The organism is Pseudomonas sp. SP16.1 (assembly GCF_052682975.1).
In genome coordinates this window covers 638,499-664,467 of the sequence record NZ_JBQYFZ010000001.1, presented here as the reverse complement: position 1 = coordinate 664,467, position 25,969 = coordinate 638,499, and the positions used below count along the sequence as shown (strand labels likewise).

The 25,969-nt window shown below is 67.8% G+C and carries 23 protein-coding genes and 2 pseudogenes; 11 read left to right on the top strand and 14 right to left on the bottom strand.

What is annotated here, in order from left to right:
- The first annotated feature begins 67 nt into the window (after positions 1-67).
- The 3 genes and pseudogenes from ACUTAF_RS03420 to ACUTAF_RS03410 form a co-directional block, all read left to right on the top strand.
- The gene (locus ACUTAF_RS03420) at positions 68-484 is read left to right on the top strand and encodes a cupin domain-containing protein (RefSeq protein WP_445578652.1); all 417 of its coding nucleotides are present in this window, start codon (positions 68-70) and stop codon (positions 482-484) included.
- 206 nt (positions 485-690) lie between these two features.
- Positions 691-1,137, top strand: a complete 447-nt coding sequence (locus tag ACUTAF_RS03415) for a carboxymuconolactone decarboxylase family protein (RefSeq protein ID WP_445578651.1) — start codon at positions 691-693, stop codon at positions 1,135-1,137.
- A gap of 148 nt (positions 1,138-1,285) precedes the next feature.
- A pseudogene (locus ACUTAF_RS03410) lies at positions 1,286-1,702 on the top strand (leucine zipper domain-containing protein); the annotation flags it as partial.
- 116 nt (positions 1,703-1,818) lie between these two features.
- Here the strand turns inward: ACUTAF_RS03410 and ACUTAF_RS03405 are convergent.
- The 3 genes from ACUTAF_RS03405 to ACUTAF_RS03395 all read right to left on the bottom strand — a co-directional run bounded on the left by ACUTAF_RS03405 (position 1,819) and on the right by ACUTAF_RS03395 (position 3,467).
- A complete protein-coding gene (locus ACUTAF_RS03405) occupies positions 1,819-2,052 on the bottom strand; it encodes a YMGG-like glycine zipper-containing protein (protein ID WP_445578650.1) in 234 nt (77 codons plus the stop codon).
- A 14-nt stretch (positions 2,053-2,066) separates the two neighbouring features.
- Complete coding sequence (locus ACUTAF_RS03400; RefSeq protein WP_445578649.1) at positions 2,067-2,438, bottom strand: hypothetical protein; 372 nt, start codon at positions 2,436-2,438, stop codon at positions 2,067-2,069.
- Between the two features lie 279 nt (positions 2,439-2,717).
- A complete protein-coding gene (locus tag ACUTAF_RS03395; protein ID WP_445578648.1) occupies positions 2,718-3,467 on the bottom strand; it encodes a substrate-binding periplasmic protein in 750 nt (249 codons plus the stop codon).
- Between the two features lie 202 nt (positions 3,468-3,669).
- Here ACUTAF_RS03395 and ACUTAF_RS03390 point away from each other — a divergent pair.
- Positions 3,670-4,333: pseudogene (locus ACUTAF_RS03390) on the top strand (MerR family transcriptional regulator).
- A gap of 32 nt (positions 4,334-4,365) precedes the next feature.
- Here ACUTAF_RS03390 and ACUTAF_RS03385 read toward each other — a convergent pair.
- The 8 genes from ACUTAF_RS03385 to pap all read right to left on the bottom strand — a co-directional run bounded on the left by ACUTAF_RS03385 (position 4,366) and on the right by pap (position 12,937).
- Positions 4,366-4,563: a hypothetical protein gene (locus tag ACUTAF_RS03385; protein WP_445578647.1), complete on the bottom strand. Its 198-nt coding sequence runs from the start codon at positions 4,561-4,563 to the stop codon at positions 4,366-4,368.
- Positions 4,564-4,576: 13 nt separating this feature from the next.
- Positions 4,577-6,616, bottom strand: a complete 2,040-nt coding sequence (locus ACUTAF_RS03380; protein ID WP_445578646.1) for a pyridoxamine 5'-phosphate oxidase family protein — start codon at positions 6,614-6,616, stop codon at positions 4,577-4,579.
- Positions 6,617-6,667: 51 nt separating this feature from the next.
- A complete protein-coding gene (locus ACUTAF_RS03375) occupies positions 6,668-7,294 on the bottom strand; it encodes a glutathione S-transferase family protein (RefSeq protein ID WP_445578645.1) in 627 nt (208 codons plus the stop codon).
- A gap of 135 nt (positions 7,295-7,429) precedes the next feature.
- Positions 7,430-8,320, bottom strand: coding sequence for a LysR family transcriptional regulator (locus tag ACUTAF_RS03370; protein WP_445578644.1), 891 nt, complete (start codon positions 8,318-8,320; stop codon positions 7,430-7,432).
- The gene (locus tag ACUTAF_RS03365) at positions 8,317-9,240 is read right to left on the bottom strand and encodes a LysR family transcriptional regulator (RefSeq protein ID WP_445578643.1); all 924 of its coding nucleotides are present in this window, start codon (positions 9,238-9,240) and stop codon (positions 8,317-8,319) included. The genes ACUTAF_RS03370 and ACUTAF_RS03365 overlap by 4 nt, the downstream gene beginning before the upstream one ends.
- Before the next feature lie 30 nt (positions 9,241-9,270).
- Positions 9,271-9,885, bottom strand: coding sequence for a LysE family translocator (locus tag ACUTAF_RS03360; protein ID WP_445578642.1), 615 nt, complete (start codon positions 9,883-9,885; stop codon positions 9,271-9,273).
- Between the two features lie 163 nt (positions 9,886-10,048).
- A complete protein-coding gene (locus tag ACUTAF_RS03355) occupies positions 10,049-11,236 on the bottom strand; it encodes a thiolase family protein (RefSeq protein ID WP_445578641.1) in 1,188 nt (395 codons plus the stop codon).
- Positions 11,237-11,446: 210 nt separating this feature from the next.
- Positions 11,447-12,937 (bottom strand): polyphosphate:AMP phosphotransferase, encoded by a 1,491-nt coding sequence (pap, locus tag ACUTAF_RS03350; RefSeq protein ID WP_445578640.1) that lies wholly within the window; start codon positions 12,935-12,937, stop codon positions 11,447-11,449.
- A gap of 302 nt (positions 12,938-13,239) precedes the next feature.
- Between pap and mnmC the strand changes: the two genes are divergently transcribed.
- Together mnmC and ACUTAF_RS03340 are read left to right on the top strand one after the other, a co-directional pair.
- Positions 13,240-15,201 (top strand): bifunctional tRNA (5-methylaminomethyl-2-thiouridine)(34)-methyltransferase MnmC2/FAD-dependent 5-carboxymethylaminomethyl-2-thiouridine(34) oxidoreductase MnmC1, encoded by a 1,962-nt coding sequence (gene mnmC / locus ACUTAF_RS03345; RefSeq protein ID WP_445578639.1) that lies wholly within the window; start codon positions 13,240-13,242, stop codon positions 15,199-15,201.
- Positions 15,202-15,436: 235 nt separating this feature from the next.
- Entirely contained in the window at positions 15,437-17,548 is a 2,112-nt protein-coding gene (locus ACUTAF_RS03340; RefSeq protein WP_445578638.1) for a TonB-dependent receptor, read from the top strand.
- 39 nt (positions 17,549-17,587) lie between these two features.
- On the opposite strand, the gene ACUTAF_RS03335 is transcribed toward ACUTAF_RS03340, so the two are convergent.
- Positions 17,588-18,484 (bottom strand): DMT family transporter, encoded by an 897-nt coding sequence (locus tag ACUTAF_RS03335; protein ID WP_445578637.1) that lies wholly within the window; start codon positions 18,482-18,484, stop codon positions 17,588-17,590.
- A gap of 149 nt (positions 18,485-18,633) precedes the next feature.
- On the opposite strand from ACUTAF_RS03335, the gene ACUTAF_RS03330 reads away from it, so the two are divergent.
- Entirely contained in the window at positions 18,634-20,526 is a 1,893-nt protein-coding gene (locus ACUTAF_RS03330; protein WP_445578636.1) for a UvrD-helicase domain-containing protein, read from the top strand.
- Between the two features lie 293 nt (positions 20,527-20,819).
- On the opposite strand, the gene ACUTAF_RS03325 is transcribed toward ACUTAF_RS03330, so the two are convergent.
- Together ACUTAF_RS03325 and ACUTAF_RS03320 are read right to left on the bottom strand one after the other, a co-directional pair.
- Positions 20,820-22,001 carry a patatin-like phospholipase family protein gene (locus tag ACUTAF_RS03325; RefSeq protein WP_445578635.1) on the bottom strand — a complete coding sequence of 394 codons (1,182 nt, stop codon included), beginning with the start codon at positions 21,999-22,001 and terminating at the stop codon, positions 20,820-20,822.
- A 38-nt stretch (positions 22,002-22,039) separates the two neighbouring features.
- Entirely contained in the window at positions 22,040-22,972 is a 933-nt protein-coding gene (locus ACUTAF_RS03320; RefSeq protein ID WP_445578634.1) for a lipid A biosynthesis lauroyl acyltransferase, read from the bottom strand.
- 151 nt (positions 22,973-23,123) lie between these two features.
- Between ACUTAF_RS03320 and minC the strand changes: the two genes are divergently transcribed.
- The 4 genes from minC (at position 23,124) to ACUTAF_RS03300 (ending at position 25,780) form a co-directional block, all read left to right on the top strand.
- Positions 23,124-23,849 (top strand): septum site-determining protein MinC, encoded by a 726-nt coding sequence (gene minC, locus ACUTAF_RS03315; RefSeq protein ID WP_445578633.1) that lies wholly within the window; start codon positions 23,124-23,126, stop codon positions 23,847-23,849.
- A 101-nt stretch (positions 23,850-23,950) separates the two neighbouring features.
- The gene (gene minD, locus ACUTAF_RS03310) at positions 23,951-24,763 is read left to right on the top strand and encodes a septum site-determining protein MinD (RefSeq protein ID WP_445578632.1); all 813 of its coding nucleotides are present in this window, start codon (positions 23,951-23,953) and stop codon (positions 24,761-24,763) included.
- A complete protein-coding gene (minE, locus tag ACUTAF_RS03305; RefSeq protein ID WP_021443221.1) occupies positions 24,763-25,017 on the top strand; it encodes a cell division topological specificity factor MinE in 255 nt (84 codons plus the stop codon). Before minD ends, minE begins: the two co-directional genes overlap by 1 nt.
- 127 nt (positions 25,018-25,144) lie before the next feature.
- Positions 25,145-25,780, top strand: coding sequence for an RluA family pseudouridine synthase (locus ACUTAF_RS03300; protein WP_445578631.1), 636 nt, complete (start codon positions 25,145-25,147; stop codon positions 25,778-25,780).
- The last annotated feature ends 189 nt before the right edge of the window (positions 25,781-25,969 follow it).

Below are 25,969 nucleotides of genomic sequence, written 5' to 3'. Positions count from 1 at the left end.
CTCAACGAAGCGTGGCCCCGCAAGCGGGGCGCGCCTTCACGACAGATATCCGCCAAGGAGAATTGCCATGTTTAGCCGATTTCTCGCAGCCGTTGCCTTCGCAGCGCTCTCGATCACCACGGCGTCGGCCGGCGAACCGGCGCCGGCCAAGGTGACGGTGGTATTCGATCAACCCCTGCCGAACGCCCCGGGCAAAAGCATGAAGGTCGTGCTCGTCGAGTACGCACCGGGCGGCGCATCGCCGGCCCACACCCATCCGCAGTCGGCCTTCATCTACGCCACCGTCCTCGAAGGTGCGGTACGCAGCAGCGTCAACGGCTCGCCGGAAAAGGTCTACCAGGCCGGCGAACACTTCATCGAAGAACCCGGCTCGTTTCATGGCGTAAGTGCGAACGCGAGCGACACGGAACCTTCACGCCTGATGGCGGTGTTCGTGCTCGACAGTAGCAACGAGGAACAGCTCGTCACCCCTGCCAAGCATTGAGCGGCCAATAAGCGGAGCGACACTCGGCAGCCCGGCGGCAGGCTATGTCGCTAGGGGCTGTCGGGTCGGCAGTTTTTGGGCCTGTTTCTCCAATACCCGGTGGAATAACGTGGCGCTATGGCATGGATCGCAGCCGAAGTCGATAGACGGCCCCGGGGCGCGCCGACCTCGACACTACTCACCATCAACGACAGGAAAGGACTGAGATGACACGCTTGAACTGGCAAGAAATCGCACCGGATGGCGCGAAGGCACTTTTCGATATCCACCACTACGTCACGAAGAAGACGAACCTCCCCGAGGAGCTCGTGCACCTCGTGTTCCTACGCGTTTCGCAAATCAACGGCTGCGCCCACTGCATCGACATGCATAGCCGCGATCTCAGGAAAACCATGTCGATCGACAAGATCACGCTGGTACCAGTGTGGGACGAGGTGCACCACCTATTCTCTGACCAGGAGCGCGCCGCGCTGGCCTGGGCTGAGGAGGTGACCCGTGTCAGCGAAACGCATGCTTCGGATGAGGCGTATACCGCCGCCTCGGCACAATTCACGTCCAAAGACCTGGTCGACCTCACGATCACGATCGCCGCAATGAACGCGTTCAACCGACTGGGCGCGCCATTTCGGCTTCCTGTCGCCGCCAAGTCGTGATCTGGCTCGAACACGCACTTAGCAAATGATGTTTCGCGGCCGCCCGACGCTTTTTTCGGCCCTAGCTGTGATCTCTCAGTAGGTTGTTAATCCGGGGCATTCCCGGAATTCTGGAAGTGCGACCAACCATGCCTTCCAGGAGCCCCGGATGAACCTGCATAAACATGCCCGTCTTACCCCTCGCGGTCGTGCCCTTTTGGTTCAGCGAATTAATCATGGCCTGCGGATCGAGGAAGCTGCCCAGGCTGCTGGAGTGAGAGTTCGAACTGCCTACAAATGGCTGCGGCGCTTTCGCGAGGAGGGTGAGGCTGGATTGATGGATCGCTCATCTCGCCCGCAGCACTGCCCGTATGCCACACCCGATACCCTGGTCGAGTACATGATTGAGCAGCGACGCAGTCGCAATACCTATCGGCAGATCGCTGAGACATTGGGCTTGGCTGTCAGTACGGTTGCCCGCCGTCTGCGCCGGTCGGGCTTCCATCGACTGGCGGAGCTGGAGCCGGCACCACCAGTGGTGCGCTATGAGTACCCGACACCCGGTGACCTGCTGCACTTGGATGTCAGCTATAAATAAATCCGTCCCCTTTTCCCCTCTCGGCATGCAGGATGGACTCTGCCTGCACCGGGGTGCAGGCATATTCTTGATCTAGGCAAAGCCCGTAGCGAGAACCGCCCCACCTACTTCTGCTGCTTGCCGCCCTTGATATTGCCGACCACCCCGCCGGCGACGGCGCCGATCGCCGCTCCGGTCCAGCCGTTACCGCCGGATATCGCGGCAATGCCGGCACCCGCCGCCGCACCTATGGCCGCGCCGCTGAGGGTGCCCTGCTGCTGGGAAGTCATCGAGGTGCAGCCGATCACCCCCGCTACGGTGAGGATGGCGACAGAGGATAGAAGCCGCTTCATGTTCATTTGCGCTACCTGCTCTACTGAAGGCCGGGCACGACCATCTCGAACCAGATGGTTTCGATGACGGGTTGTTTCACGCGGTCGGGATTGGCGGCATACCACTGGTTGAGCCTCTCGCGCACGGAATCGAGGGTATGGCCCTTCAACCCCTTGCTGAAACGGGGAATCAGGCTCTGGTCATCGCTCGGAGGCTGCGCTGCATGGTAGGCCGCCTCGACTTGGTAGGCATTGGCGATGCCGATGAGATAGGCCTTCTTGAGCTGCTCTGACGACTGCATCCATTGCTCACCGGTGACCATGGGCACCTCGTCAGCCCGAACAATGCTCGATAGCGTTGCCAGCGGTATGCATACCATCAATGCCAGCATACCCGTGCGCAGTGTGCTCATCGCGTACCCTCCTCGCCAGATCGAACCTGAAGGCCGCGGTACCGCCTGGAGGATGAACGGCTGTCGTCTCGCGAGATGTGCCGCCCGCTCCAAGCGTCGCGGCCGTAACCCACCGACGCTCGCGCCGCCTGTTCATGCAGAGTAGATCCGCCCGGGGCGGGCCGCGAGGGCAAGCAACTAACTATTTGCGGCCTCGTCCTTGCCCCGACGATCGTGCCGTGCCGGCGTGTCTCGCGACATTGCGCTAGCGGCTAGGGGGCAGGGGCAAACGGTCCGCCATCATCGCCCATCAGGTAGCTCGTAACGCCGCCGAATGCGCTCCAGCTCGCCCGACTCGCGCAGCTGCTGCAAGGCGCGGCTCCAGGCGGCCACCAGCGCGTCGTCGCTGTCGCGGCTGAAGGCGATGTACAGCGACGAACGAAAGAGTTCGATGGGAATCCGCCTGAGCGTGCCGGGGGCGATGTCCAGCTTGCGGCTGTAGTAGGCAACCCCCGCGTCGGTGTCGCCGACGATGATGTCGGTACGCCCGGCCAGCAGCATGCGGTAGAGCTGCTGGCTCTCGGTGGCGCTTCTGTCGAGGTTGTCGAAGCCCAGCGATTGCAACAGCTTGGGCACCAGGCCGGCATGTCGCGTGGTGATGCGCGGCGCGCGCAACAGCTGTTCCAGGGTGTCGATCGGTTGCGCTGCATCGGCCAGCTGGTAGGGGTAGATGGACTCTTCCACGATCGGCCCGACCCACTTATACAAGGGCTCGCGCTCCGGCGTGCGGAACAGCGAGTACATGATGGTGCGGGGTCGGGTCTGCAGGGCGCGGGTGGTGCGCATGCTGGGCCGCACCATCACTTCGAAGTCGTCGCCGGTCAGGGCCATGATGGCGCGCACCACTTCCGTGGCCATGCCGGTGAGCCGGTCGTTCTCCCGGTAGTTGTAGGGCGCCCACTCCTCGGTGACGATTCGATACGGCTCGGCCCGGGCAAACGCGCCGAGCAGCAGGCAGAGCAGCGCTGCAGCGAGTGTCGAATGCTTCATGGGTTGCGCCTGAAGGATTGGACGGCGTTCAAAGGTGAGCTCTGATCGGGATGGCAACGCAAGCATAGACCCTGCTTGGCAGCCCATGTTCGCCGGCATGACGCGCCACAGGCTACGGCAATGCGGCAGGCGCTTGGCCCGACCGGAAGGTTGAAGTTAGCCTGTAGTCGGCAACCATCGGCCGGCAGAGGAAACCCCACGCATGAAGATCGGCGAGCTGGCGCAGCGCACGGGCCTGGCGGCTTCGCGCATCCGCTTCTACGAGAGCATCGGCCTGCTCAAGCTGGTGCAGCGCCAGGCCAACGGCTATCGCAGCTACCCGCAGGAGGCCGTGCTGGTGCTCAACCTGATCACCGCCGCGCAGCAGGGCGGCTTCAGCGCCGACGACGCAGAGTAGGTGGTTCGGCTGCTCAATGCGCTGGCGGTGGACCTGGTCGAGCTGTCCGACGGCAGCTACGAGGCGCCGGCCATGCAGGGCGAGGCGCGCGACGGCCGCACCCTGGCGCGCGAGGCCTACTTCCTGGAGTTCGCCCGCGAGATCCGCGCGGTGGCGCAGATGCCGCTGATGGTCACCGGCGGCATCGAGATGGTCGGCATCGGCGCCGCCCTGGCCATCGAGCCGAACCTGCCTCGCGACTGGCAACGTGGCCAGGCCACTGCCGCCGATCACCTGGGGCAACAAGCTGCTCGCCTCGCTGGCCAACATGGCGGTGGTCAAGTATCAGCTGCGCAAGCTGAGCCTGGGCCGCGCGACGCAACCCGCGGTATCGCCGCTGTGGGCGCTGCTCCACCAGCAGCTTAGCGACGCGCTGCGTACCCGCCGCTATTGGCGCTGGATGGCGCGGCGCGGGCTCGTCAACGGCTGAAGGCCTGTGCCAAGCGGCCCGTCCCGGCCACGCTAGCGTCGCGCCCCACCCAGCCAGCACCATAGCCGCGCCAGCGTCGAGGCACGCGGCGTGAACGCCGGCAGTTCCGCCGAAGCCAGCAGTTGCGGCAGCAGATACCCGGCCTCGACCTCGGTGTGAGCGCAGCACGACCGCGGCGTGGCCTGCGCGCTTTCGCGCCAGGCCGGTGCGGGATGGGCTCGCGCATTCATCTCGCCTGCCTCCTCAGATATCCAGCACCAGCGGCTGCGCGCCATCCTCGCCCTGCGCCGGCACGGCGCAGCAGATCAGCACGCCATCGCCTTGCGGCAGCTCGGCGGGCGGGTTCGGGTAGTGCACCTGGCCGCTCACCAGGCGGGTCCTGCAGGTGCCGCAGGAGCCGCCGCGGCAGCTGAACTCGGGGGCCAGGCCGCGGCTCTCGGCCAGCTCCAGCAGGCTGCCGCTGTCCGGCGCCCAGCGCGCCTCCTTGGCCGAGACGGCGAAGTACACCGGCACCGGGGCGGTCGCCGGCGGCGGCTGCACCAAGGTGGCGGCCTGGCCGTCCGTGCGGCGCTGCAACGTCGAGGGGCCGAAGGCTTCGGCGTGGATGCGCGCGTCGGCGACGTTCAGCTCGCGCAGGCCGTCGTAGATCGTCTGGGTGAAGGCCGCCGGACCGCAGAGGTAGAAGTCGTAGTCGTCGAACGGCAGGGCCGCCTTGATCCGCGCCAGGTCGAGGCGCCCGTGCTGCTCGTAGTCGCGCCCGAGCAGCGCGTCCGCCCCCGGCGCGCTGAGCGCGCGGTGGACCTGCAGCAGATCGCCGGCGCGCTGCCGCAGCTCGGCCAGTTCGGTCTTGAACGGCAGGTCGCCCAGCGTGCGCGCGCCCTGGAACAGGTGGATGCGCTTGCCCTGCCCCAGCGCCACCTGCTCGCGCAGCATCGACAGCAGCGGCGTGATGCCGACGCCGGCGCCGATCAGCACCAGCGGCCGAGGGCTGTCGCTGTTCAGGGTGAAGCTGCCCAACGGCGCGCGTACCTCCAGCACGTCGCCCACGCGAACCTGCTCGTGCAGATGGCGCGACACCCGTCCCTGCGCCTTGACGCTGATGCGCAGGAAGCCGTCCGACGGCGCGCTGGACAGGCTGTAGGTGCGCAGCAGGCTTTCGCCTGCGGCGCTGATGCGGATGGGCAGGTGCTGGCCGGCGGCGAAACGCGGCGCGTCGCCCTGCTCCGGCGCCAACGTCAGCGAGCGGATATCGGTGCTCTCCTGCTCGAGGCCCAGCACCCGCCAGCGTTGCCAGGGGTTGCGCTGCTCGCGCAGGCGCGCCTCGGTTTGCGCCCAGGTGCCGGTCATCAGGCTGGTCGGCGCGTATTCGTGGAAGGCCCAGCGCAGCGAGACCGCCGCGGGGCGCAGCACCACCTGCTCGACGTCGAAGGTCCACAGCCGCTCGGCGCCCTCGAAGGCGTTTATCAGCGGGCTGTCGAGAACGATCTCGGCGCGGCCGGCCAGCTGCAGCACGTCGCCGCTGGCGAAGTCGACGAACAGCAGGCCGGCGCGCGGATTGACGCTGAGATTGCCCAGGGTGTTGAAGTGCAGGTTGCCGGCGTAGTCAGGGATGGTCAGGCGATTGCCTTCGACCCGCACGAAACCGGCGCGCCCGCCACGGTGCGAGACATCCACCGAGCGGCTGCCGTCCTCGTGCTCGACGTAGCTGGCGACGAAGAAGGTGTCGGCGCCGCGGATCAGCGCCGCGCCGCGTTCGTCCAGCGCGCAGGCATCCAGACGCTCGCTGCCGCGTCCAACCGGAGAACGGCGGTATTCGCGAAGCTGGATATATTGCGGGCAGTTGCCGAAGGAATGCTCAACGGCGATCTCCAGGCGCCGCGCCGAGGCCTGCACGATCCGCCCGTTGATGCGGTTGCGCCGCCGGGTGTGCAGCTCGATGCCGAGCAGGCCGACGGCCTCGCCGCTGCCCAGGCCGGCGGAGGCCGGGTCGAGTGGGTCCAGCGGCATGGCGGTCAGGTCGAACACCAGGCGGCGCGGATCGGGCGAGCTGACGAAGCCCTCCTCGCCTTCGATCAGGCTGGCCCAGGGCTGGCCCGTGCCATCCACGGCACCGGCGATCATGAAAGGCAGCTGGTGGTAGAAGTCGCGGTGCTGATCGGGCATATGGTCGCGGATCACCTTCTGCCCGAGCGCTTCCATGCGCTCGGCGACGCCGACCTTCTCCTGCAGGTGCTTTTCGCCGGCGTGCCAGGGCGAGCGCGGCTGGTTGGGAAGCTGTTGCATGTTCTGCCCTCCGCAAGTGGTGCTGCCGGCGGCCCCGGCAGCGGCGAGGTATCAGGCTTGCAGGCCGGCCGCGGTACGCGGCATCGGCACGAAGCCCGGCAGCGCCTCGATGCGTGCCAGCCAGGCGCGGATGTTGGGGTAGGCCTCCAGCGAGACGTTGCCCTCCGGCGCATGGGCGGTATAGGAGTAGTTGGCGACATCGGCGATGCTCGGCTGCTCGCCGGTGAGGAAGGGGCTGGCGCTCAACTCGCCTTCCATCACGGTGAACAGGGCGTGGGCGCGGTTGATCACCTCCTCGGGATTGAAGGCGGCGCCGAACACGGTGACCAGGCGCGCGGCGGCCGGGCCGAAGGCCAGCGGCCCGGCGGCCACCGACAGCCAGCGTTGCACCCGGGCGGCGGCGGCCGGCTCCTGCGGCAACCAGTCGCCATTGCCGTAGCGCTTGGCCAGGTAGACGAGGATGGCGTTGGAATCGGCGACGACGGTGCCGCCATCGTCGATCACCGGCACCTGGCCGAAGGGGTTGAGGGCGAGGAACGCCGGCTGCTTGTGCTCGCCCTTGGCCAGGTCGACGAAGATCAGCTCGGTGGGCAGCTGCAGCAGCGACAGCATCAGCTCGATGCGATGGGCGTGGCCGGAGCGGGGAAAGTTGTACAGCTTGATGGCGGGACGGGACATGGGACGATTCCTCCGAGGTTGGCTGGGGTCACCGCGAGGGGGCTGGCCTTCGCGACGATGAGGGCCATGCTGGCCCTATCCAGCCTTGGAAAGAATCGCCAACCTGGGCAATCCACTATTTCACTTTCTGCAATCTCAGACCTGGAAGGCCGGGTGGGCCCGCAGGCGCGGCACGGCGAAATCGAGGAAGCTGCGCACCCGTGCGGCGGCGCGACGCCCTTCGCGGTAGTACAGCTGCACCGGCACCGGCGGCGCGGCATGTTCTTCCAGCACCGCAACGAGCCCGCCGCCATGCAGTTCCTGGTGCGCCTCGTAGCTCAGGCAGCGGGTCAGGCCAAAACCGGCCAGGGCGGCGCGAATCGCCGCCTGTGGCGTGCTGCAGGTCAGGCGCGGAGCGAGCCTGATGCTGCGCTCGGCGAAGCGCCAGTCGCCGGCATGGCCGGTCGAGGAGGTGGCGATGGTGCGGTGTGCGTGCAGCTCCTCCGGGCTGGCCGGTCGCCCCCAGCGTTGCAGGTAGCCGGGCGCGGCGCACACCAGCGGGCGCACCCGGCCCAGCGGCACGGCGAAGCCGGACGAGCTGGGCAGATGGCCGGCCACCAGCGCCAGGTCGATGCCTTCCTCCAGCAACCTGGGCAGTTCCTCGCGCGCCAGGGTGGCCAGGCTCACCTCGGGAAAGGCCGCCAGGTAGTCGACGGCGATGGGCATCAGCACCTGATGGCTCATCAGCAGCGGCAGGGCCAGCCTGAGCTGCCCGGCCGCCCGCGCGTGCAGGCCGGCGACCGACTGCTCGGCCTCCGCCACGCGCTGCAGGATACGCCGGCAGTCGGCGGCGAAGCGCTCGCCCGCCGGGCTCGGGCGTACGCCACGCGGCCCGCGCTGCAGCAGCGTGCTGTCCAGACGGGCTTCCAGCTCAGCGACAGTGCGCATCACGGTGGCCTGCGACAGCGCCAGCTCCCGCGCCGCCGCGGCCAGGCTGCCCGCCTCGGCCACGGCGAGGAACACCTGCATCTCGCGGTGATGGCTCATGCCGCCGGCGGCGTTCCCGCCGCACGCAGCGCCGGGTCGGCGCGAAAGCGCGCGGCGCAGTGGTCGACGAAGCTGCGCACCTTCGCCGAGACCTGGCGCCCGCCCTGGTGGATGATATGCACCGGCAACGGCGGCGGTTCGAAGGCTTCGAGCACCAGTTCGAGCTCTCCGCGCGCCACCGCCTCGGCCACCTGGTACGACAGCACGCGGGTATAGCCCCAGCCCAGACGCGCGGCGCCGATCGCCGCCTGGTTGGAGCTGACGGTCAACCGCGGGTTCGGCGTGAAGCCGAGCGGCCCGTCCGCGCCGAGGAACCGCCAGTGCGGCGGCAGGCTGCTGGCCGAAGAGATGACGATCGGCGCATCGCGCAGCTCGTCCGGATGACGCGGCCGGCCGACCCGGTCGAGGAAGGCCGGCGCCGCGCACAGCACCAGACGGACCTGCCCGACCTGCAGGGCGGGGTGTTCGCCCTCGGGCAGGTGGCCGATGCGCACGGCCACGTCGATGCCCTCCTCTGCCATGTTCACCACGCGGTCGACCAGCAGCGCGTTGATCTCCACCTCCGGGTAGGTGTCGAGGTACTGGGCGATCAGCGGGATGAGAAACAGCTCGCCGAACATCACCGGCGCCGTCACCGTCAGCCGTCCGCGCGGGCGTACACTGCCGCCGGCGGCCAGCTCCTCGGCTTCTTCCAGCTCCGCCAGGATGCGCCGGCAGTCCTCGACATAGCGCTGGCCGGCTTCGGTCAGGCGCAGGCTGCGCGTGCTGCGCGCCAGCAGCAAGGTACCGAGGCGCGCCTCCAGCGCGGCGACGGCGCGGGTCACGCTGGGCGGCGAAATGCCCAGCAGCTTGGCGCCACCGGCGAAGCTCTCGGCCTCGGTCACCGCCAGCAGCACGCGCATTTCCTGGAATCGGTCCATCGTCACCGCCTGGTTATCTGTGGCGAAGGCTTAGCGCCGGCTCAGGGCCAGACGCGCGGCGAACAGCACGAAGAGCAGCCCGGTGGTGCGGTCCAGCCACTTGATCACCGCCGCGCGCCGCAGGAGATGCGCCAGCGGCCGGGTGGCACCGATCAGCGCCAGCGACCAGACCAGGCTGATCGCCACGTGGATGCCGACCAGGCCGAAGGTCCAGGCGATCAGCGGCTGGCCCTGGGGGATGAACTGCGGCAGGAAGGACACGTAGAAGATGCCCACCTTGGGGTTGAGCAGGTTGCCCAGCAGGCCGCGTACGAACCAGTTGGCGCCGGCCTTGCCGCTGACCTGCGCCAGCGAGCTGCGCGGGCGTAGCAGCATGTTTAGCCCGAGCCAGGCCAGGTAGGCGGCGCCACAATATTTGAGCAGGTTGTAGGCCAGTTCGGACACCGCCAGCAGCGCGCCGAGGCCGAAGGCCACGGCGGCGCCCCACAGCAGGCAGCCGGCGTTGATGCCGAGGGCGGCGCGCAGCGCCTGGCCGCGGCCCTCCACGGCGGCGGTACGCAGCACCAGCGCGGAGTCGATGCCGGGCGTGAGGGTCAGCAGGGTGGCGGCCAGGATGAAGGCGATCAGGTTTTCGGCGAAGGGCATCGGCGCAGGCTCCGTCTGTAGGACAGACCGGGAGTATAAACAGCGCACCGCTCAAACCGTAGGGTGCGCCATGCGCACCGCCTGCCGCCAGAGAACCCGCCCGGCGCGAACCTGCCGCCGATAATCAAAGACCGTGGTGCGCACGACGCACGCCAACATCGTGTTACCCGCGATAGGCCTCGAACAGGCCGGTGGCGCCCATGCCGCCGCCGACGCACATGGTGACGATGCCGTAGCGCAATTCGCGGCGCTGCAGCTCGCGCACCAGGTGGCCGACCTGGCGCGAGCCGGTCATGCCGAAGGGGTGGCCGATGGAGATCGAGCCGCCGTTGACGTTGTACTTGTCGTTGTCGATCTCGAGCTTGTCGCGGCAGTACAGGCACTGCGAGGCGAAGGCCTCGTTGAGCTCCCACAGGTCGATGTCGTCGACCGTCAGGCCTTTGGCCTTGAGCAGCTTGGGCACCGAGAACACCGGGCCGATGCCCATCTCGTCCGGCGCGCAGCCGGCAACGGTGAAACCACGGAAATAGGCCCTGGGCTTGAGACCCAGCTCGAGCGCTTTCTCCAGGCTCATCACCAGTGTCATGGAGGCGCCGTCGGACAGCTGCGAGGCGTTGCCGGCGGTGACGCTGCCGGCCGCATCGAAGGCCGGCTGCAGCTTGGCCAGGGATTCCAGGGTGGTGTCGGGGCGGTTGCAGTCGTCCGCCTCGACCACGCCGTCGACGATGCGCTTCTCGCCGCTGGCCTTGTCCTCGACCTGATACCTGACCGTCATCGGCACGATCTCATCAAAGAACAGGCCCTCGGCCTGGGCCCGCGCGGTGCGCTGCTGGCTCTGCAGGGCATAGGCGTCCTGGGCCTCGCGGCTGATGCCGTAGCGGTTGGCGACTATCTCGGCGGTCTTGCCCATGGGGTAGTAGATGCCGGGGTTGTCCTGCTGCAGCAGCGGGTTGAACAGGTTATCCATGTTCATGCTTTTCAGGGTCATGGTGATGGACTCGACGCCGCCGGCGACGATGACGTCGCTGCAGCCGGACGCCACCTGGTTGGCGGCGATGGCGATGGCCTGCAGGCCCGAGGAGCAGAAGCGGTTGAGGGTCATACCGGCCACCGGGTTGCCCAGGCGCGAGAGCACCGCGACGTTGCGGCCGATGTTCATGCCCTGCGCGCCCTCGTTGGAGCCGGCGCCGACGATGCAGTCGTCGACCAGTGCCGGATCGATGCCATTGCGCACCAGCAGCGCGTCGACGCAGTGGGCGGCCATGTCGTCCGGCCGGGTCAGGTTGAACTTGCCGCGGAAGGACTTGGCCAGGCCAGTCCGCACGCTGTCGACTATCACCACTTCACGCATGACGCACCTCGTTGTTCTTGGATGGCGGGTGCGCCGAAGATAAATCCGTGCGATGCCGCTACGCGACCATCATTGATCCGGCGTATACGCGTCGATGGGGCCAGGGACGTAGCCTGGGTGCAATCCGGGGCCGGGTAGGAGCCGGCTTGCCGGCGATGCTTTTCATTGCGGATCGCCAGCAAGCTGGCTCCTAGGTACCGCATCCCAGCCTCAATCCCCGGCAAACGCCGCCTCGATGGCCTGGTTGATGGTGCGCAGCACCTTGACCCGGGCGAAACGCTTGTCGTTGGCCTCCACCAGGGTCCAGGGGGCGATCTCGGTGCTGGTGCGATCGACCATGTCGCCCACCGCGTCGGCATAGTCGTCCCACTTGTCGCGGTTGCGCCAGTCGTCCTCGGTGATCTTGAAGCGCTTGAAGGGGATCTGCTCGCGCTCCTTGAAACGCACCAGTTGGGTCGCCTGGTCGATGGCCAGCCAGAACTTCACCAGGACCACCCCGGCTCTGGTCAGCTCCTCCTCGAAATCGTTGATCTCGCCGTAGGCGCGCAGCCAGTCGGCCTCGCTGCAGAAACCCTCGACCCGCTCCACCAGGACCCGGCCATACCAGCTGCGGTCGAAGATGGTGAACTTGCCGCGCGCCGGAATGTGCCGCCAGAAACGCCACAGGTAGGGTTGCGCACGCTCCTCCTCGGTCGGCGCGGCGACCGGCACGATGCGGTACTGGCGCGGGTCCAGCGCGCCGGTGACGCGGCGGATGGCGCCGCCCTTGCCGGCCGCGTCGTTGCCCTCGAACACCGCGATCAGCGCGTGCTTGCGCATGCGCTTGTCGCGCATCAGCCCGGATAGGCGCGCCTGCTCAGTGGCCAGTTGCTCCGTGTAGTCGTCCTTGTCCAGCGCCTGCGTCATGTCCAGGCTGGCCAGCAGGCCGCGGTTGTCCAGGCTCGACACCAGCGGTGCGGCGTGCGGTTGCAAGCGGGTACGCGGCGCGCTCTCGACCAGCGCGGCCTGCAGGCCTTCGAGCAGGATGCGCCCGACGGTCAGGCTGCGGTAGTAGTGGTCGACCCCCTCGATCACGTACCAGGGCGCATAGTCGCGGCTGGTGCGGCGCAGCACGCGCTCGCCGTAGCGGACGAACTTGTCGTAGGTCTTCGATTGCTGCCAGTCCAGCGGGCTGATGCGCCAACTGTGCAGCGGGTCGTCCTTGAGCGCCTCCAGGCGCGCCTTCATGTGCTTCCTGGACAGGTGGAACCAGAACTTGAAGATCAGCGCGCCCTCGTCGCAGAGCATGCGCTCCAGGCGCTCGGCGCCATCGATGGCCTGATCCAGCACGGCGTCCTTGATCCGCCCGTGCACGCGGCCCTGGAGCATCTGGCTGTACCAGTTGCCGAAGAACACGCCGATCCGCCCCTTGGGCGGCAGCTGGCGCCAGAAGCGCCAGGCCGGCGGCCGCGCCAGCTCCTCGTCGGTCTGCACGTCGAAGGTGCTGACCTGGATCAGCCGCGGGTCCATCCACTCGCTGAGCAGCTTGACCGTCTCGCCCTTGCCGGCGCCCTCGATGCCGTTGATCAGCACTATCACCGGGAAGCGCGCCTGCTGCCTGAGCTCGTACTGTGCCTCCAGCAGTGCCTCGCGCAGCGCCGGTTCCTCGGCCTCGAACAGGTCCTTGTCGATGCTGCGGCCGATTTCGGCGGATTCGAACATGCTGTGACCTCCCTGGAAATGGTCGTTACAGCCTAACGGATCGATCGCGACTTTGCCCGAGCCGGAGTCCTGCCCCCGCCGCGCAGCAAACCGGGGCGATGGAATCGAGGGTTATGATCGGATCCCATTCGCCGCGGGGCGCGGCTCCTACAAGAGCTGGGGCGTGCACCGAACCTGTGGGAGCCCCGCCCCGGGGCGAAGCTTTCCCGCCGTATGCGCCCGCCCCGGACGCATTGATCTGCGCCAGGTAAAGCTCCGGCGCAGCGGGTAGAATCGCCGCCTGCCTTGCCCGGAACACGACCATGCCCGATATGCACAACGCCCAGCTCGACTGGGACGAGCGCGGCCAGCCCCTGTCGCGCGATTTTGACGATATCTATTTCTCCCAGGACGACGGCGTGGAGGAGACGCGCTACGTCTTTCTCGCCAACAACGACCTGGCGGAGCGCTTCGCCGCCCTCGGCGACGGCCAGTGCCTGTGCATCGGCGAGACCGGCTTCGGCACCGGGCTGAATTTTCTCTGCGCCTGGCAGCTGTTCGAGCGCAAAGTGCCGGCCGGCGCGCGCCTGCACTTCGTCAGCGTGGAAAAGTACCCGCTGCGCTTCGACGATCTGCAACGCGCCCTGGCCCTGTGGCCGGAGCTGGCGCCGTTCAGCGCACCGCTGCTGGCGCAGTACCGGGCGATCCATCCGGGCTTTCAGCGCCTGACATTCACCGGCGGCCGGGTGACCCTTACCCTGCTGATCGGCGATGCCACCGAGCAGTTGCAGCAGCTCGATGCGCGCATCGACGCCTGGTTTCTCGACGGCTTCAACCCGGCGAAGAACCCGCAGATGTGGACGCCCGAGCTGTTCGCCGAGCTGACCAGGCTGTCCGCCGCGGGCGCGACCCTGGGCACCTTCACCAGCGCCGGCGTGGTGCGCCGGGCGTTGATCGACGCCGGCTTCGCGATGCGCCGCGTGCCGGGGCTGGGCAAGAAGTGGGAGGTGCTCAAAGGGCAGTTCGTGGCCAGCCCACACGACGGGGCCAAACCCTGGTTCGCCCGCCCTGCGCGCCCGGCAGCGGAAAAGCACGCCGTGGTGATCGGCGCCGGTCTGGCCGGCTGCGCCACGGCCGCCAGCCTGGCCGCGCGCGGCTGGCGAGTGAGCCTGCTGGAGCGTCACGCGGCGGTCGCCAGCGAGGCCTCGGGCAATCCGCAGGGGGTGCTCTATCTCAAGCTGTCGGCTCATGGCACGGCGCTTTCGCGGCTGATCGTCGCCGGCTTCGGCCATACCCGGCGCCTGCTCGAACGCCTGCAGCGCGGCGCCGATTGGGACGCCTGCGGCGTGCTGCAACTGGCCTTCGACGCCAAGGAGGCCGAGCGCCAGGCCAAGCTGACCGCGGCCTTCCCCGCCGACCTGGTGCAGCCGCTGACGCGCGAGCAGGCCGAGTCGCTGGCCGGCATCGGCCTGCCGGCCGGCGGCCTGTTCTACCCCGAGGCCGGCTGGGTGCATCCGCCGGCGCTGTGCCGAACGCTGATCGCGCATCCCGCCATCGACCTGCTGACCCATCGCGAGGCACTAGAACTGCAGCGCCACGACGATCACTGGCAGGTGCTGGCGGGCGAGCGCACGCTGGCCAGCGCGCCGGTGGTGGTACTGGCGGCCGCCGCGGAGATCCGCCGCTTCGCGCAGAGCGCCGAGCTGCCGCTCAAGCGCATCCGCGGGCAGATCAGCCGGCTGCCGGCCAATCCGGCCAGCAGCGCGCTACGCACCGTGGTCTGCGCCGAAGGCTACGTCGCCCCGCCGCGCGGCGGTGAACACACCCTCGGCGCCAGCTTCGACTTCCACAGCGACGACCTGACCCCGAGCGTCGCCGAGCATGCCGGCAATCTGCAGTTGCTCGAGGAAATCTCCGCCGACCTGGCCGAGCGGCTGCAGGCCCACACCCTCGACCCCGCCACGCTGGACGGCCGCGCCGCGTTCCGCTGCACCAGCCCGGACTACCTGCCCATCGTCGGCCCGCTGGCCGATGCCGAGGCCTTCGCCGAGGCCTACGCCGTGCTGGCCAAGGACGCCCGCCAGGTGCCGGATGTGCCCTGCCCCTGGCTGCCCGGCCTGTACGTCAACAGCGGCCACGGCTCGCGGGGGCTGATCACCGCGCCGCTGTCCGGCGAGCTGATCGCCGCCTGGCTGGAGGACGAGCCGCTGCCCGTGCCGCGCGACGTGGCCGAGGCCTGCCATCCCAACCGCTTCGCCCTGCGCCGGCTGATCCGCGGCAGCTAGGCTGTCGCGGGCCCGCAGGGTGTCGCGGGGCCGCCCAGGCCGTGCGTCACCCAAAGCGGCTGAGCCCCGTTTGCCCCACCCCTGTCCTCTACCTGCTCATCACGCCGCCCTGGTGCGCACGGCGCACCCTAGGGCTGGTGCGCTGCGCCTCCGCGAAAAGATCTAATGCATCAAATTCGCATTTGCATTAACCTTATGAACCGATTCTCATCTCCAGCCGTAACGGAGCCGCCGTATGCATCGCAAGTCCCGCCTCTGTCTCGCCATCAGCCTCGCCTGCCTGGGCAGCAGCGTTCTGGCCGAAGACAGCCGCGAACAACAACTCGAACTGGACACCATGACCATCAGCGCCACCCGTGGTCATATCGAAGTGGGCAAGACGCCGCAGAAGATCACCGTCATCAGCCGCGAACAGATCGAGCAGCAGCTGGCGATCACCAGCGACCACGGCCAGGTGCTGAGCAACCTGATCCCCTCCTATTCGCCGAGCCGGCAGAAGCTGAGCAACGCCGGCGAGACCTTCCGTGGCCGTACCGCGCTGGTGATGATCGACGGCGTGCCGCAGTCCACACCGCTGCGGGCCGGCGGGCGCGACGGCTACACCATCGACCTGTCGATGGTCGAGCGCATCGAGGTGATCCACGGCGCCAGCGCCGAACACGGCCTGGGTGCCACCGGCGGGATCATCAACTACGTCACCCGCCGACCGCAGGGCGGCAGCCTCAAGCAGCACGTCGGCGTCAGCCTGGAGGCGGGCGACGACTTCGACGGCGAGGGCCTGGGCTACAAGCTGGACTACCGCGTCGAAGGCAACCAGGGCAACTGGGACTACCTCGCCGCCATCAGCGGCCAGACCCGTGGCATGTTCTACGACGCCGACGGCGAGCTGATCGGCGTCGACGACACCCAGGGCGACATCATGGACTCCACCAGCAGCGACCTGCTGGTCAAGCTCGGCTACTGGTTCGACGCCGAGCAGAACCTCGAGCTGATGGTCAACCGCTTCCAGCTCGAGGGCGAGCACGAGTACGTCAACGTCCCCGGCGACCGCGACGCCGACGTGCCGGCCACCTCGCGCAAGGGCACTCCGCCAGGCAAGGCACCGCAGAACGAGGTGCTGGCCACCAGCCTGACCTACAACAACAGCGATCTGGCCGGCAACCAGCTCACCGCCCAGCTGTACAGCCAGCGCTTCCGGGCCCGCTACGGCGGCAACATCCTGACCAGCTTCCAGGACCCGGCGATCGCCCCGGTCGGCACCCTGTTCGACCAGTCGCAGAACGAGTCGGACAAGTACGGCGGCAAGCTCTCGCTCAGCCGCGACGACATGTTCGATGGCCTGCTCAAGCTCACCGGCGGCCTGGACTTCCTGCAGGACACCACCAGCCAGATGCTGATCGCCACCGACCGCGAGTGGGTGCCGGAAACCGTGTTCAAGAACCTCGCCCCCTTCCTCCAGGCCGAGGTACGTGCCCACGAGCGCCTGACCCTGCACGGCGGCGTGCGCCATGAGTTCGCCAAGCTGGAAGTCGATCCGTTCCGCACCATCGCCAGCGCCGGCGGCGGCGTTCAGGTCGAGGGCGGCAAGCCGGATTTCGAGGAGACCCTGTACAACGCCGGCCTGGTGTTGCAGGCCAGCGACTGGGCGCAGGTCTTCGCCAACTACTCCGAAGGCTTCGGCATGCCCGACGTCGGCCGCGTGCTGCGCGGCATCAGCCAGCCGGGCCTGAGCGTGGACAGCTTCCTCGACCTGCAGCCGATCGTCACCGACAACCGCGAGATCGGCCTGCGCCTGAACTGGGACAAGGTCGACATGGAGATCAGCTACTTCGAATCCGACTCCGACCTCGGCTCGCGCCTGGAAAGGGTCGGCGGCGTCTACCAGGTTCGTCGCGAGCGCACCGAGATCGACGGCATCGAGGCCAGCGCCGGCTGGCAGATCGACGCCGTGCATCGCCTGCAGGCCAGCTACGCCAAGCTCAACGGCCAGTCGGACACCGACGGCGACGGCAAGGTGGACACCGACCTGGACGGCGCCAATATCGCTCCGGACCGCTACGGCATGAGCTGGCAGGCCAAGTGGAGCGACAGGCTCAACACCCGCGTGCAGGCCAACCACTACGCCAGCCGCAGCTTCGACGCGCCCGGCCTGGACTTCGATGGCTACAGCCTGGTCGACGCCTCGGTCAACTACCGCCTGCCGGTCGGCGAGGCCAGCCTGGGCGTGGAGAACCTGCTCAACCGCGACTACATGACCTACTACGCGCAGGCCGCCAGCACCCGCGACGATCAGTACTTCGCCGGACGCGGGCGGACCTTCGTCCTCGGCTATCAGCTCGACTTCTGAGTCGCTCATCGACGGCCGCGCAAGGCGGCCGTCGCCGACTCAGGCGGTGCGCGCCTCTGCCTGCACCGCCCTGGGTTTGCGAAACACCAGCACGTTGCCGAGCATCACCAGGACCAGGCCGAGCAGCGCCGGCGCCGTCCACTGGTAGCCCTCGACGAACACCGAGATATTCAGCGCCACCACCGGGAACAGCACGGTGCAGTAGGCCGCACGCTCCGGCCCCATGCGCCCGACCAGGGTCAGGTAGGCGGTAAAGCCGATCACCGATCCGGGAATCGCCAGGTACAACAGCGAGCCGATGTAGCGCGCGTTCCACTCGAAGGCGAACGGCGTTCCGCTGACCAGGCAGATCCCCACCAGCATCAGCGCGCCGTAGAGCATGCCCCAGGCATTGGTGGTCAGCGGCTTGAGCCCGACCTTCTGCTGCAGGCTGGAGAGCAGGTTGCCGGCGGAAAAGAACAGCGTGCCGAGCAGCGCCAGGCCGATGCCCAGCAGGCTCTCGCGGCTGGCCTGGTGGCCGCCAAGTTCCGGCCAGAACAGCAAACCCAGGCCGGCCAGCCCCAGCGCGCCGCCGAGCAGCACGTTGGCGGCGATGCGCTGCTTGAAGAACAGCCGCGCGTTGAGCGCGTTCCACAAGGTCGCAGTGGAAAAGATCACGGCGATCAGGCCGCTGGGTATCCACTGGCTGGCGGTGTAGAAGCAGAGGAAGTTCAGACAGAACAGGCACAGCCCCTGTGCCAGGCAGATCGCCTGGCCGCGCCGATCCAGGCGCTGCAGCCGCCCGCTGAGCCAGAGCAGGGCGAACAGCACGGCGGAGGCCAGGGCGAAGCGGTAGGCGATGGAGGCGGCGACGGCCACCTCGCCCATCTGCAGTTTGATCGCGATCCAGGTGGTGCCCCAGATCAGCACGGTGAGCAGGTAAAGCGACAGGTTCATCGAGTATCTCCCATGACTGCCGCCAGTCTGCGGCCAGCCCGTGGGGGTGCGCTTGCATAAAGTTGCGCTTTAAACCTGCGCCATCACTGCCTGCCATCGCCGCCCTGGCTTTATCATGCGGGCTTTGCCAATCAGGTACTGCCCTCCGCATGCTGTCCGCCGTATCGCGCTACAAGAAACTGCTGTCCAGCGCTCTCGCCCGCTATTTCCCGCACACCACCGCCTACCTGCGCGCCGAGCGCGAGGCCGCCCAGCCGCGCCAGCCGGCGCGCAAGACCGCGAAGAAGAAAGCCGCCGGCGGCAAAGCCGGTAGTCGTAAGAAAGCCGCCGACAAACCCGGCCCCGCAGGGATCTACGGCGCCGCCAAGCTGAAAGTCGACGACGCACAGGTGCAGGCCATGCGCCAGCGCGTCGCCGAAGCGGTGAGCGCCGGGCTGATCGGCGCACCGTCGGACGAGCAGTGGGCGATGATCCTCTGCCGTGCGCCGCTGACACGGATCTTCGCCGGCGCCGGCTCGGGCAAGTCCAGCACCCTGGTGCTGCGCCTGGTGTTCATGCTCTGCCACCTGAACCTCGACCCGGCGCGGCTGACGGTGATTTCCTTCACCAACGCCTCCTGCGCCGAGCTGCGCGAACGCCTGCAGCGGCTGCTGGAGTTCTGGCACTACCCGCACGATACGCGCCAGTGCGTGCGCACCTTCCACTCAGCCATGGCCGCGCTGGCCAAGGAAGAGCTGGGCAACCCGCGCTGGTTCGAGCAGCTCGACGAGCCCGGCGAAGAGCCGGACAACCCGCTGACCGGCGGCCGCCTGCGTCCGGCCCAGCAGCGCCTGCTCAAGCAGGCCTATCAGGACTGCTACGCCGGCGAGGCGCGCTTTCGCCAGCTGGTGCATCGCCTGCTCGGGCTGCCCGCGCCCGAGGAGCCGCCCGCAGGCAAGCCCAAGGCACCGCTGGATACCTTCAAGCTCACCGGTGAGTTCGTCGCCCAGCCGCTGTTCGAGGTGTTCCATAGCCAGGCCGGCTTCGCCGAGAGCCTGGGGCTGCGCCTCGACCGCCTCGACGTCAAGGCGGTGGCTACCGGGCCGCGCGAACGCGACTTCCTCGAAGCGCTGCGGCTGTTCCAGGGCCACTTCGCCGCGCTGCTGCAACGCCAGGGGCTGATCAGCTTCAACGGCGGCTTCCAGCAACTCACCGAGCGCCTGCAACAGGACGCCGGCAAGCCGGGCAAGGCGCTGCTCGCCCTCGGCCACCTGCTGATCGACGAATTCCAGGACATCTCGCCACAGATCCTGCAGTGGCTGCAGGCGGTGCAGCGCCGCCTCGCCCGGAATGGCGAAGCGGTCAGCCTGATGGCCATCGGCGACGACTGGCAGTCGATCTATGGCTGGCGCGGCAGCTCGCCGGAGCTGTTCATCGACTTCGACCGCCACTTCCCCTGCAAGGGCCGCGGCAAGAGCACGACGCTGCTGCTCGGCACCAACTACCGCAGCGTCGAGGCGGTGATTCGCGATGGCGAACGGGTCCTGGCCGGGGTGACCCACAAGCAGGCCAAGACCAGCATCGCGCACAAGGCCATGCAGCCGGGCGACCATGGCGTGAAGCTGGTCCAGCGTTTCGAGCTGGCCGGTGGCATGCCGCGCCTGCTCGAGGAGATTCGTGCGCAATGCGCGCATGTCGCCAGCCGCCCCCAGGCCGAGCGCACCGCCGTGCTGCTGCTGAGCCGGCGCAACGAACCGCTGCAGCAGATCCGCGCGCAACTGGACAAGCAACTGCCGGTCAAGACCATGACCATCCACCGCGCCAAGGGCCTGCAGGCCGAGGTGGCGATCATCCTCGACGACTGCCTGCCGCAGGAAAGGCATCCGCTGCGCAATGCGCTCTATGCCCATTGCGGCTTCTTCGCCGGCAGCTACGATCAGGCCATGCAGGACGAAGCCCTGCGCCTGGCCTACGTGGCCATCACCCGCGGGGTGAGCCGGGTGTTGTGGTATACGCGCAAGGCGCAGGGAGCGACGCGCGTGCTGGCCGACTCGGCGCGCTAGCTGCCGGTGGTGCGCACAGCGCACCCTACGCTCTGCCACCGGAACAACAGGCAACAAAAAACCCGCCGAAGCGGGTTTCTTCCCTACCATCCGACATCCTGTCGGTAGCCATCGTGGCCTGGTCATCTTCCTTGATCCTCAGCGATCCGTCGCTGCAGGGGATGGGTGTAGATTACGCAGCGGCCCGTGCCGCCAACAGCGGCCGATGCCTCCGGGGCGTGTAAGCCATTCGCCATAGATGCGTCAGCCTGCTCGGCGGGACCCTGGCCCACGGTGCCAACTGGCCCCCCGGCTCAGGGCGAGGGCACCGCCTCGGTGAGGCCGAGGAAGGCGAGCAGGTCGGCCTGACGCGCCATGGCGTCCTGGTAACCCAGCTCGATCAGCTCGCTGCAGTAACCCGGCTCGAACAACAGGTAGCTGAGCACTCCGGCGCCGCCCGCCTTGGTCGCCCCCGGGCCACGCAGGAACAGGCGCAGCGCCCTGGGCAGCTCGCGCTGGTGGCGTGCGGCGATCTGGTCCAGCGGCCGGCTCGGCGCGATCACCAGCACCTCCACCGGATTCAGGCCGAGGCCGCGCGGGCGGCGCTCCGGCGGCACCAGCGCGCTCATCTGGTTGAGCCGCTCGAGCAGCTCGATGTCGGTCTCCAGGCTGTCGATAAAGGTGCTGTTGAGCAGATGCCCGCCGATCTGCGCCAGACTCGGTGGCCGGCTGCTGGCGACACGCGGCAGCGGCTCGCCGGGGTCGAACTGGTCGTTGCCACTGACGCCGATCACCAGCACGCGGCTGGCCCCCAGATGCAGCGCCGGGCTGATCGGCGCCGCCTGGCGTACCGCACCGTCGCCGAAGTATTCGCGGTTGATCTTCACCGGCGGGAAGATCAGCGGGATCGCCGCGCTGGCCAGCAGGTGCTCCAGTTGCAGCCGGGTCGGCACGCCGACCCGGCGATGACGAAACCAGGGATCGATGGTGGCGCGCCCCTGGTAGAAGGTCACCGCCTGGCCGCTCTCGTAGCCGAAGGCGCTGACCGCCACCGCGCGCAGCTGGCGATGACGCACCGCCGCAGCGATGCCGGAAAAGTCCAGTTCGCGCTCCAGCAAGACGCGCAGCGGCGAATTGTCGAGCAGCGCCACCGGCAGCTCGCGGCCCAGACCGAGCAGACTGTGACCGACGAAGCGCGATGCCTGGCGCAGCACCCCCGGCCAGTCGCTGCGGTACACCATATGAGTGTGAAAGCCCTGCCACACCGCAGTCAGGCGCCGCACTGCCTCGCTGAAGTGCAGCGCGCCGCAGGCCAGGCCGACGGCGTTCACCGCGCCGGCCGAGGTGCCGACTATCACCGGAAAGGGATTGCGCGCGGCGTCCGGCAGCAGGTCGGCGATGGCGGCCAGCACCCCGACCTGATAGGCCGCCCGTGCCCCGCCGCCGGAAAGGATCAGCCCGGTGACGGGCTCGTGATGGCGGACAATGACGGTCATCGGGGCCAATCCTGATTTTTCTGTTGAGTATAGGTGCGCTACTTGCGCTTCCCGTACAGCTTGGCCTCGCCCTCGGGGCGGGTCTTGAAGCGCCGATGGGCCCACAGGTACTGCTCGGGGCAAGCGCCGACCACCTGCTCGATCCACTGGTTGATGCGCAGGCAGTCGGCCTCCTCGCTCTGGCCAGGGAAATCCATCAGCGGTGGGTGGATGACCAGGCGGTAGCCGCTGCCATCGGCCAGGCGCTGCTGGGTGAAGGGGATCACCCGCGCCTTGCCCAGGCGGGCGAACTTGCTGGTGGCGGTGACGGTGGCGGCGGGGATGCCGAACAGCGGCACGAAGATGCTCTGCTTGCGCCCGTAGTCCTGGTCCGGCGCATACCAGATGGCGCGGCCGGCGCGCAGCACCTTGAGCATGGCGCGGATGTCCTCGCGCTCGATGGCGCTGGCGTCGAGGTTGTGCCGCTCGCGGCCACGGCGCTGGATGAAGTCGAACAGCGGATTCTTATGCTCGCGGTACATGCCGTCGATGGTGTGACGCTGGCCGAGCAGCGCGGCGCCTATCTCCAGGGTGGTGAAGTGCACAGCCATGAGGATCGCCCCCTGGCCTTCGGCCTGCGCCTGCTGCAGGTGTTCCAGGCCCTCGATATGCGCCAGCGGCGCCAGGCGCGCCTTGGGCCACCACCAGCTCATGGCCATCTCGAAGAAGGCGATGCCAGTGGAGGCGAAGTTCTCCTTGAGCAGGCATTCGCGCTCGGCGGCGCTCAGCTGCGGGAAGCACAGTTCCAGGTTGCGCGCGGCGATGCGCCGGCGCGAGCCGGCCGTGCGGTACATCAGCCAGCCCAGCGCGCGCCCCAGCCTAAGCAGCAACGCGTAGGGCAGTTGCACCACCAGCCACAGCAGGCCCAGGCCGAGCCACAGCGGCCAGAAGCGCGGGTGGAGGAAATAGGCGCGAAAGCGTGGGCGATCCATGAAAGGTTTCCGAGCACGAGCAAAGCCGCGCATTCTAACGCAGTTTTCCCGCCGACTCGGAAGCCAGGGTGTCGGCGGCTTGCGGCTTGCAGCTCGAATCGCTATAAGTCCGGGCAACTTTCCGACTCGCCACAAGGCCCATCGCCCTCCCATGAGCCAAGCCGACCTCCTCGCCCAAGACCCCGTGTTCCAGCTCAAGGGCAGCATGCTCGCCATCACCGTGATGGAGCTGGCGCACAACGACCTGGCCCGCCTCGACGCGCAGCTCGCGGAAAAGGTCGCCCAGGCCCCGGCCTTCTTCAGCAACACCCCGCTGGTGCTGGCCCTGGACAAACTGCCGGAGGGCGAAGGCGAACTGGACCTGGCCGAGCTGATGGCCCTGTGCCGCCGCCACGGCCTGCGCACCCTGGCCATCCGCGCCAGCCGCGAGGCCGATATCGCCGCCGCCGAGGCCATGGACCTGCCGGTGCTGCCGCCCTCCGGCGCGCGCGAACGACCGCTCGACCCGGCACCGAAGAAGGTCGAGAAGCCGGCCGAACCCGAACACAAGCCGAGCAGGATCATCACCAGCCCGGTGCGCGGCGGCCAGCAGGTCTACGCCCAGGGCAGCGACCTGATCGTCCTGGCCCCGGTCAGCGCCGGGGCGGAACTTCTCGCCGACGGCAACATCCATGTTTACGCGCCTATGCGCGGCCGCGCCCTGGCCGGCGTCAAGGGCAACGGCAAGGCAAGGATTTTCTGCCAACAAATGGGCGCCGAAATGCTGTCGATCGCCGGTCATTACAAGGTCGCCGAAGACCTGCGCCGCGACCCGCTGTGGGGCGAGGCGGTGCATGTCAGCCTGTCGGGTGACGTGTTGAACATCACCCGCCTTTAACGGATACTGCGGCCAATTTTCAGGGACACCAAAAGGCATCCGGAAGCCCGATAGAAGCCTACGGATTCCCGCTTTTTCTTCATTTCTTGGGGTGAATCACCTTGGCCAAAATCCTCGTAGTTACTTCCGGCAAGGGTGGCGTCGGTAAAACCACCACCAGCGCTGCCATCGGTACCGGCCTCGCCCTGCGCGGGCACAAAACCGTCATCGTCGACTTCGACGTCGGCCTGCGTAACCTCGACCTGATCATGGGCTGCGAACGCCGCGTGGTGTACGACTTCGTCAACGTGGTCAACGGCGAAGCCACCCTGACCCAGGCGCTGATCAAGGACAAGCGCATCGAGAACCTGTTCGTGCTGGCCGCCAGCCAGACCCGCGACAAGGACGCGCTGACCCAGGATGGCGTGGAGAAGGTGATCGGCGAGCTGTCGCAGAACTTCGACTACGTGGTCTGCGACTCGCCGGCCGGCATCGAGAAGGGCGCGCACCTGGCGATGTACTTCGCCGACGAGGCGATCGTCGTGACCAACCCGGAAGTTTCCTCGGTGCGCGACTCCGATCGCATGCTCGGCCTGCTGGCGAGCAAGTCACGCCGCGCCGAGAAGGGCGAGGAGCCGATCAAGGAACACCTGCTGCTGACCCGCTACAACCCCGAGCGCGTGACCAAGGGCGAGATGCTCGGCGTCGAGGACGTCGAGGAAATCCTCGCCATCCGCCTGCTCGGCGTGATTCCCGAGTCGCAGGCGGTGCTCAAGGCCTCCAATCAGGGCGTGCCGGTGATCCTCGACGAGCAGAGCGACGCCGGCCAGGCGTACAGCGACGCGGTCGAACGCCTGCTCGGCAAGGAAGTGCCGCATCGCTTCCTCGACGTGCAGAAGAAAGGACTCATGCAACGCTTATTCGGAGCTCGCTAATGAATATTTTCGACTTCTTTCGCGAACGCAAAAAGGAAACCCCGGCGTCGATTGCGAAAGAGCGTCTGCAAATCATCGTCGCCCACGAACGCGGTCAGCGCAGCCAGCCGGACTATCTGCCGGCGCTACAGCAGGAACTGGTTGAAGTGATCCGCAAGTACGTCAATATCGACTCGGATCAGGTCCAGGTCGCCCTGGAGAACCAGGGCAGCTGCTCGATCCTGGAGCTCAATATCACTCTGCCGGATCGCTGATCCGCCCTTGGTAGGAGCCGGCTTGCTGGCGATCAGTACCGGATCGCCAGCAAGCCGGCTCCTACATCGAAGACCCCTTGCACGGAATCGGCGACCTCGGTCGCCGATTGCATTTGCTGGAAGCCCCATGCCGCTGAGCCAGATCGAAATACTCCACCAGGACGCCGCCCTGCTGGTGATCAACAAGCCCACCCTGCTGCTCTCGGTACCCGGGCGCGCCGAGGACAACAAGGATTGCCTGGTCACCCGCCTGCAGGACAACGGCTACCCCGAGGCGCGCATCGTCCATCGCCTGGATTGGGAAACCTCCGGCATCATCGTCCTGGCCCGCGACGCCGACAGCCACCGCGAGCTGTCGCGCCAGTTCCACGACCGCGAAACCGAAAAGGCCTACACCGCGCTGTGCTGGGGCCAGCCCGAAGCCGACAGCGGCAGCATCGACCTGCCGCTGCGCTACGACCCGCCGACCAAGCCGCGCCACGTGGTCGACCATGAGCTGGGCAAGCACGCCTTGACCCATTGGCGCGTGCTCGAGCGCTGCGGCGACTGGTGCCGAGTCGAACTCACCCCCATCACCGGCCGCTCGCACCAGTTGCGCGTGCATATGCTGTCCATCGGCCATCCGCTGCTGGGCGACCGCCTGTATGCCCACCAGCAGGCCCTGGCCGCCCATCAGCGCCTGTGCCTGCATGCCAGCATGCTGGCCCTGACCCACCCGCAAACTGGCGAACGCCTGCGCTTCGAGTGCCCGGCGCCGTTCTGAACACGAGCGCAGGACGCCTCCAGGGCGACCCAGAACACCGACTGCCCGTAGCGCCCGCGAACAGGCCACCGCAATACTGTGGCTGATATCGGCTCACGTAGGAGCCCCGCCCCGGGGCGAAGCTTTCCGGACTCCAGATTGCCAGGCCGACCGCCTTCGCCGCGGGGCGCGGCTCCTACAAGCACTCCG

Bases quoted from the DNA above. Each gene is read 5' to 3' on its own strand.
- ACUTAF_RS03320 (WP_445578634.1), bottom strand. From the start codon at position 22,972: ATGGATCGCCCACGCTTTCGCGCCTATTTCCTCCACCCGCGCTTCTGG.
- ACUTAF_RS03400 (WP_445578649.1), bottom strand. From the start codon at position 2,438: ATGAGCACACTGCGCACGGGTATGCTGGCATTGATGGTATGCATACCG.
- ACUTAF_RS03340 (WP_445578638.1), top strand. From the start codon at position 15,437: ATGCATCGCAAGTCCCGCCTCTGTCTCGCCATCAGCCTCGCCTGCCTG.
- pap (WP_445578640.1), bottom strand. From the start codon at position 12,937: ATGTTCGAATCCGCCGAAATCGGCCGCAGCATCGACAAGGACCTGTTC.
- mnmC (WP_445578639.1), top strand. From the start codon at position 13,240: ATGCCCGATATGCACAACGCCCAGCTCGACTGGGACGAGCGCGGCCAG.
- minC (WP_445578633.1), top strand. From the start codon at position 23,124: ATGAGCCAAGCCGACCTCCTCGCCCAAGACCCCGTGTTCCAGCTCAAG.
- ACUTAF_RS03330 (WP_445578636.1), top strand. From the start codon at position 18,634: ATGCTGTCCGCCGTATCGCGCTACAAGAAACTGCTGTCCAGCGCTCTC.
- ACUTAF_RS03355 (WP_445578641.1), bottom strand. From the start codon at position 11,236: ATGCGTGAAGTGGTGATAGTCGACAGCGTGCGGACTGGCCTGGCCAAG.
- ACUTAF_RS03415 (WP_445578651.1), top strand. From the start codon at position 691: ATGACACGCTTGAACTGGCAAGAAATCGCACCGGATGGCGCGAAGGCA.
- ACUTAF_RS03360 (WP_445578642.1), bottom strand. From the start codon at position 9,885: ATGCCCTTCGCCGAAAACCTGATCGCCTTCATCCTGGCCGCCACCCTG.
- ACUTAF_RS03380 (WP_445578646.1), bottom strand. From the start codon at position 6,616: ATGCAACAGCTTCCCAACCAGCCGCGCTCGCCCTGGCACGCCGGCGAA.
- ACUTAF_RS03405 (WP_445578650.1), bottom strand. From the start codon at position 2,052: ATGAACATGAAGCGGCTTCTATCCTCTGTCGCCATCCTCACCGTAGCG.
- ACUTAF_RS03325 (WP_445578635.1), bottom strand. From the start codon at position 22,001: ATGACCGTCATTGTCCGCCATCACGAGCCCGTCACCGGGCTGATCCTT.
- ACUTAF_RS03420 (WP_445578652.1), top strand. From the start codon at position 68: ATGTTTAGCCGATTTCTCGCAGCCGTTGCCTTCGCAGCGCTCTCGATC.
- ACUTAF_RS03375 (WP_445578645.1), bottom strand. From the start codon at position 7,294: ATGTCCCGTCCCGCCATCAAGCTGTACAACTTTCCCCGCTCCGGCCAC.
- ACUTAF_RS03365 (WP_445578643.1), bottom strand. From the start codon at position 9,240: ATGGACCGATTCCAGGAAATGCGCGTGCTGCTGGCGGTGACCGAGGCC.
- minE (WP_021443221.1), top strand. From the start codon at position 24,763: ATGAATATTTTCGACTTCTTTCGCGAACGCAAAAAGGAAACCCCGGCG.
- ACUTAF_RS03385 (WP_445578647.1), bottom strand. From the start codon at position 4,563: ATGAATGCGCGAGCCCATCCCGCACCGGCCTGGCGCGAAAGCGCGCAG.
- ACUTAF_RS03370 (WP_445578644.1), bottom strand. From the start codon at position 8,320: ATGAGCCATCACCGCGAGATGCAGGTGTTCCTCGCCGTGGCCGAGGCG.
- ACUTAF_RS03335 (WP_445578637.1), bottom strand. From the start codon at position 18,484: ATGAACCTGTCGCTTTACCTGCTCACCGTGCTGATCTGGGGCACCACC.
- ACUTAF_RS03300 (WP_445578631.1), top strand. From the start codon at position 25,145: ATGCCGCTGAGCCAGATCGAAATACTCCACCAGGACGCCGCCCTGCTG.
- ACUTAF_RS03395 (WP_445578648.1), bottom strand. From the start codon at position 3,467: ATGAAGCATTCGACACTCGCTGCAGCGCTGCTCTGCCTGCTGCTCGGC.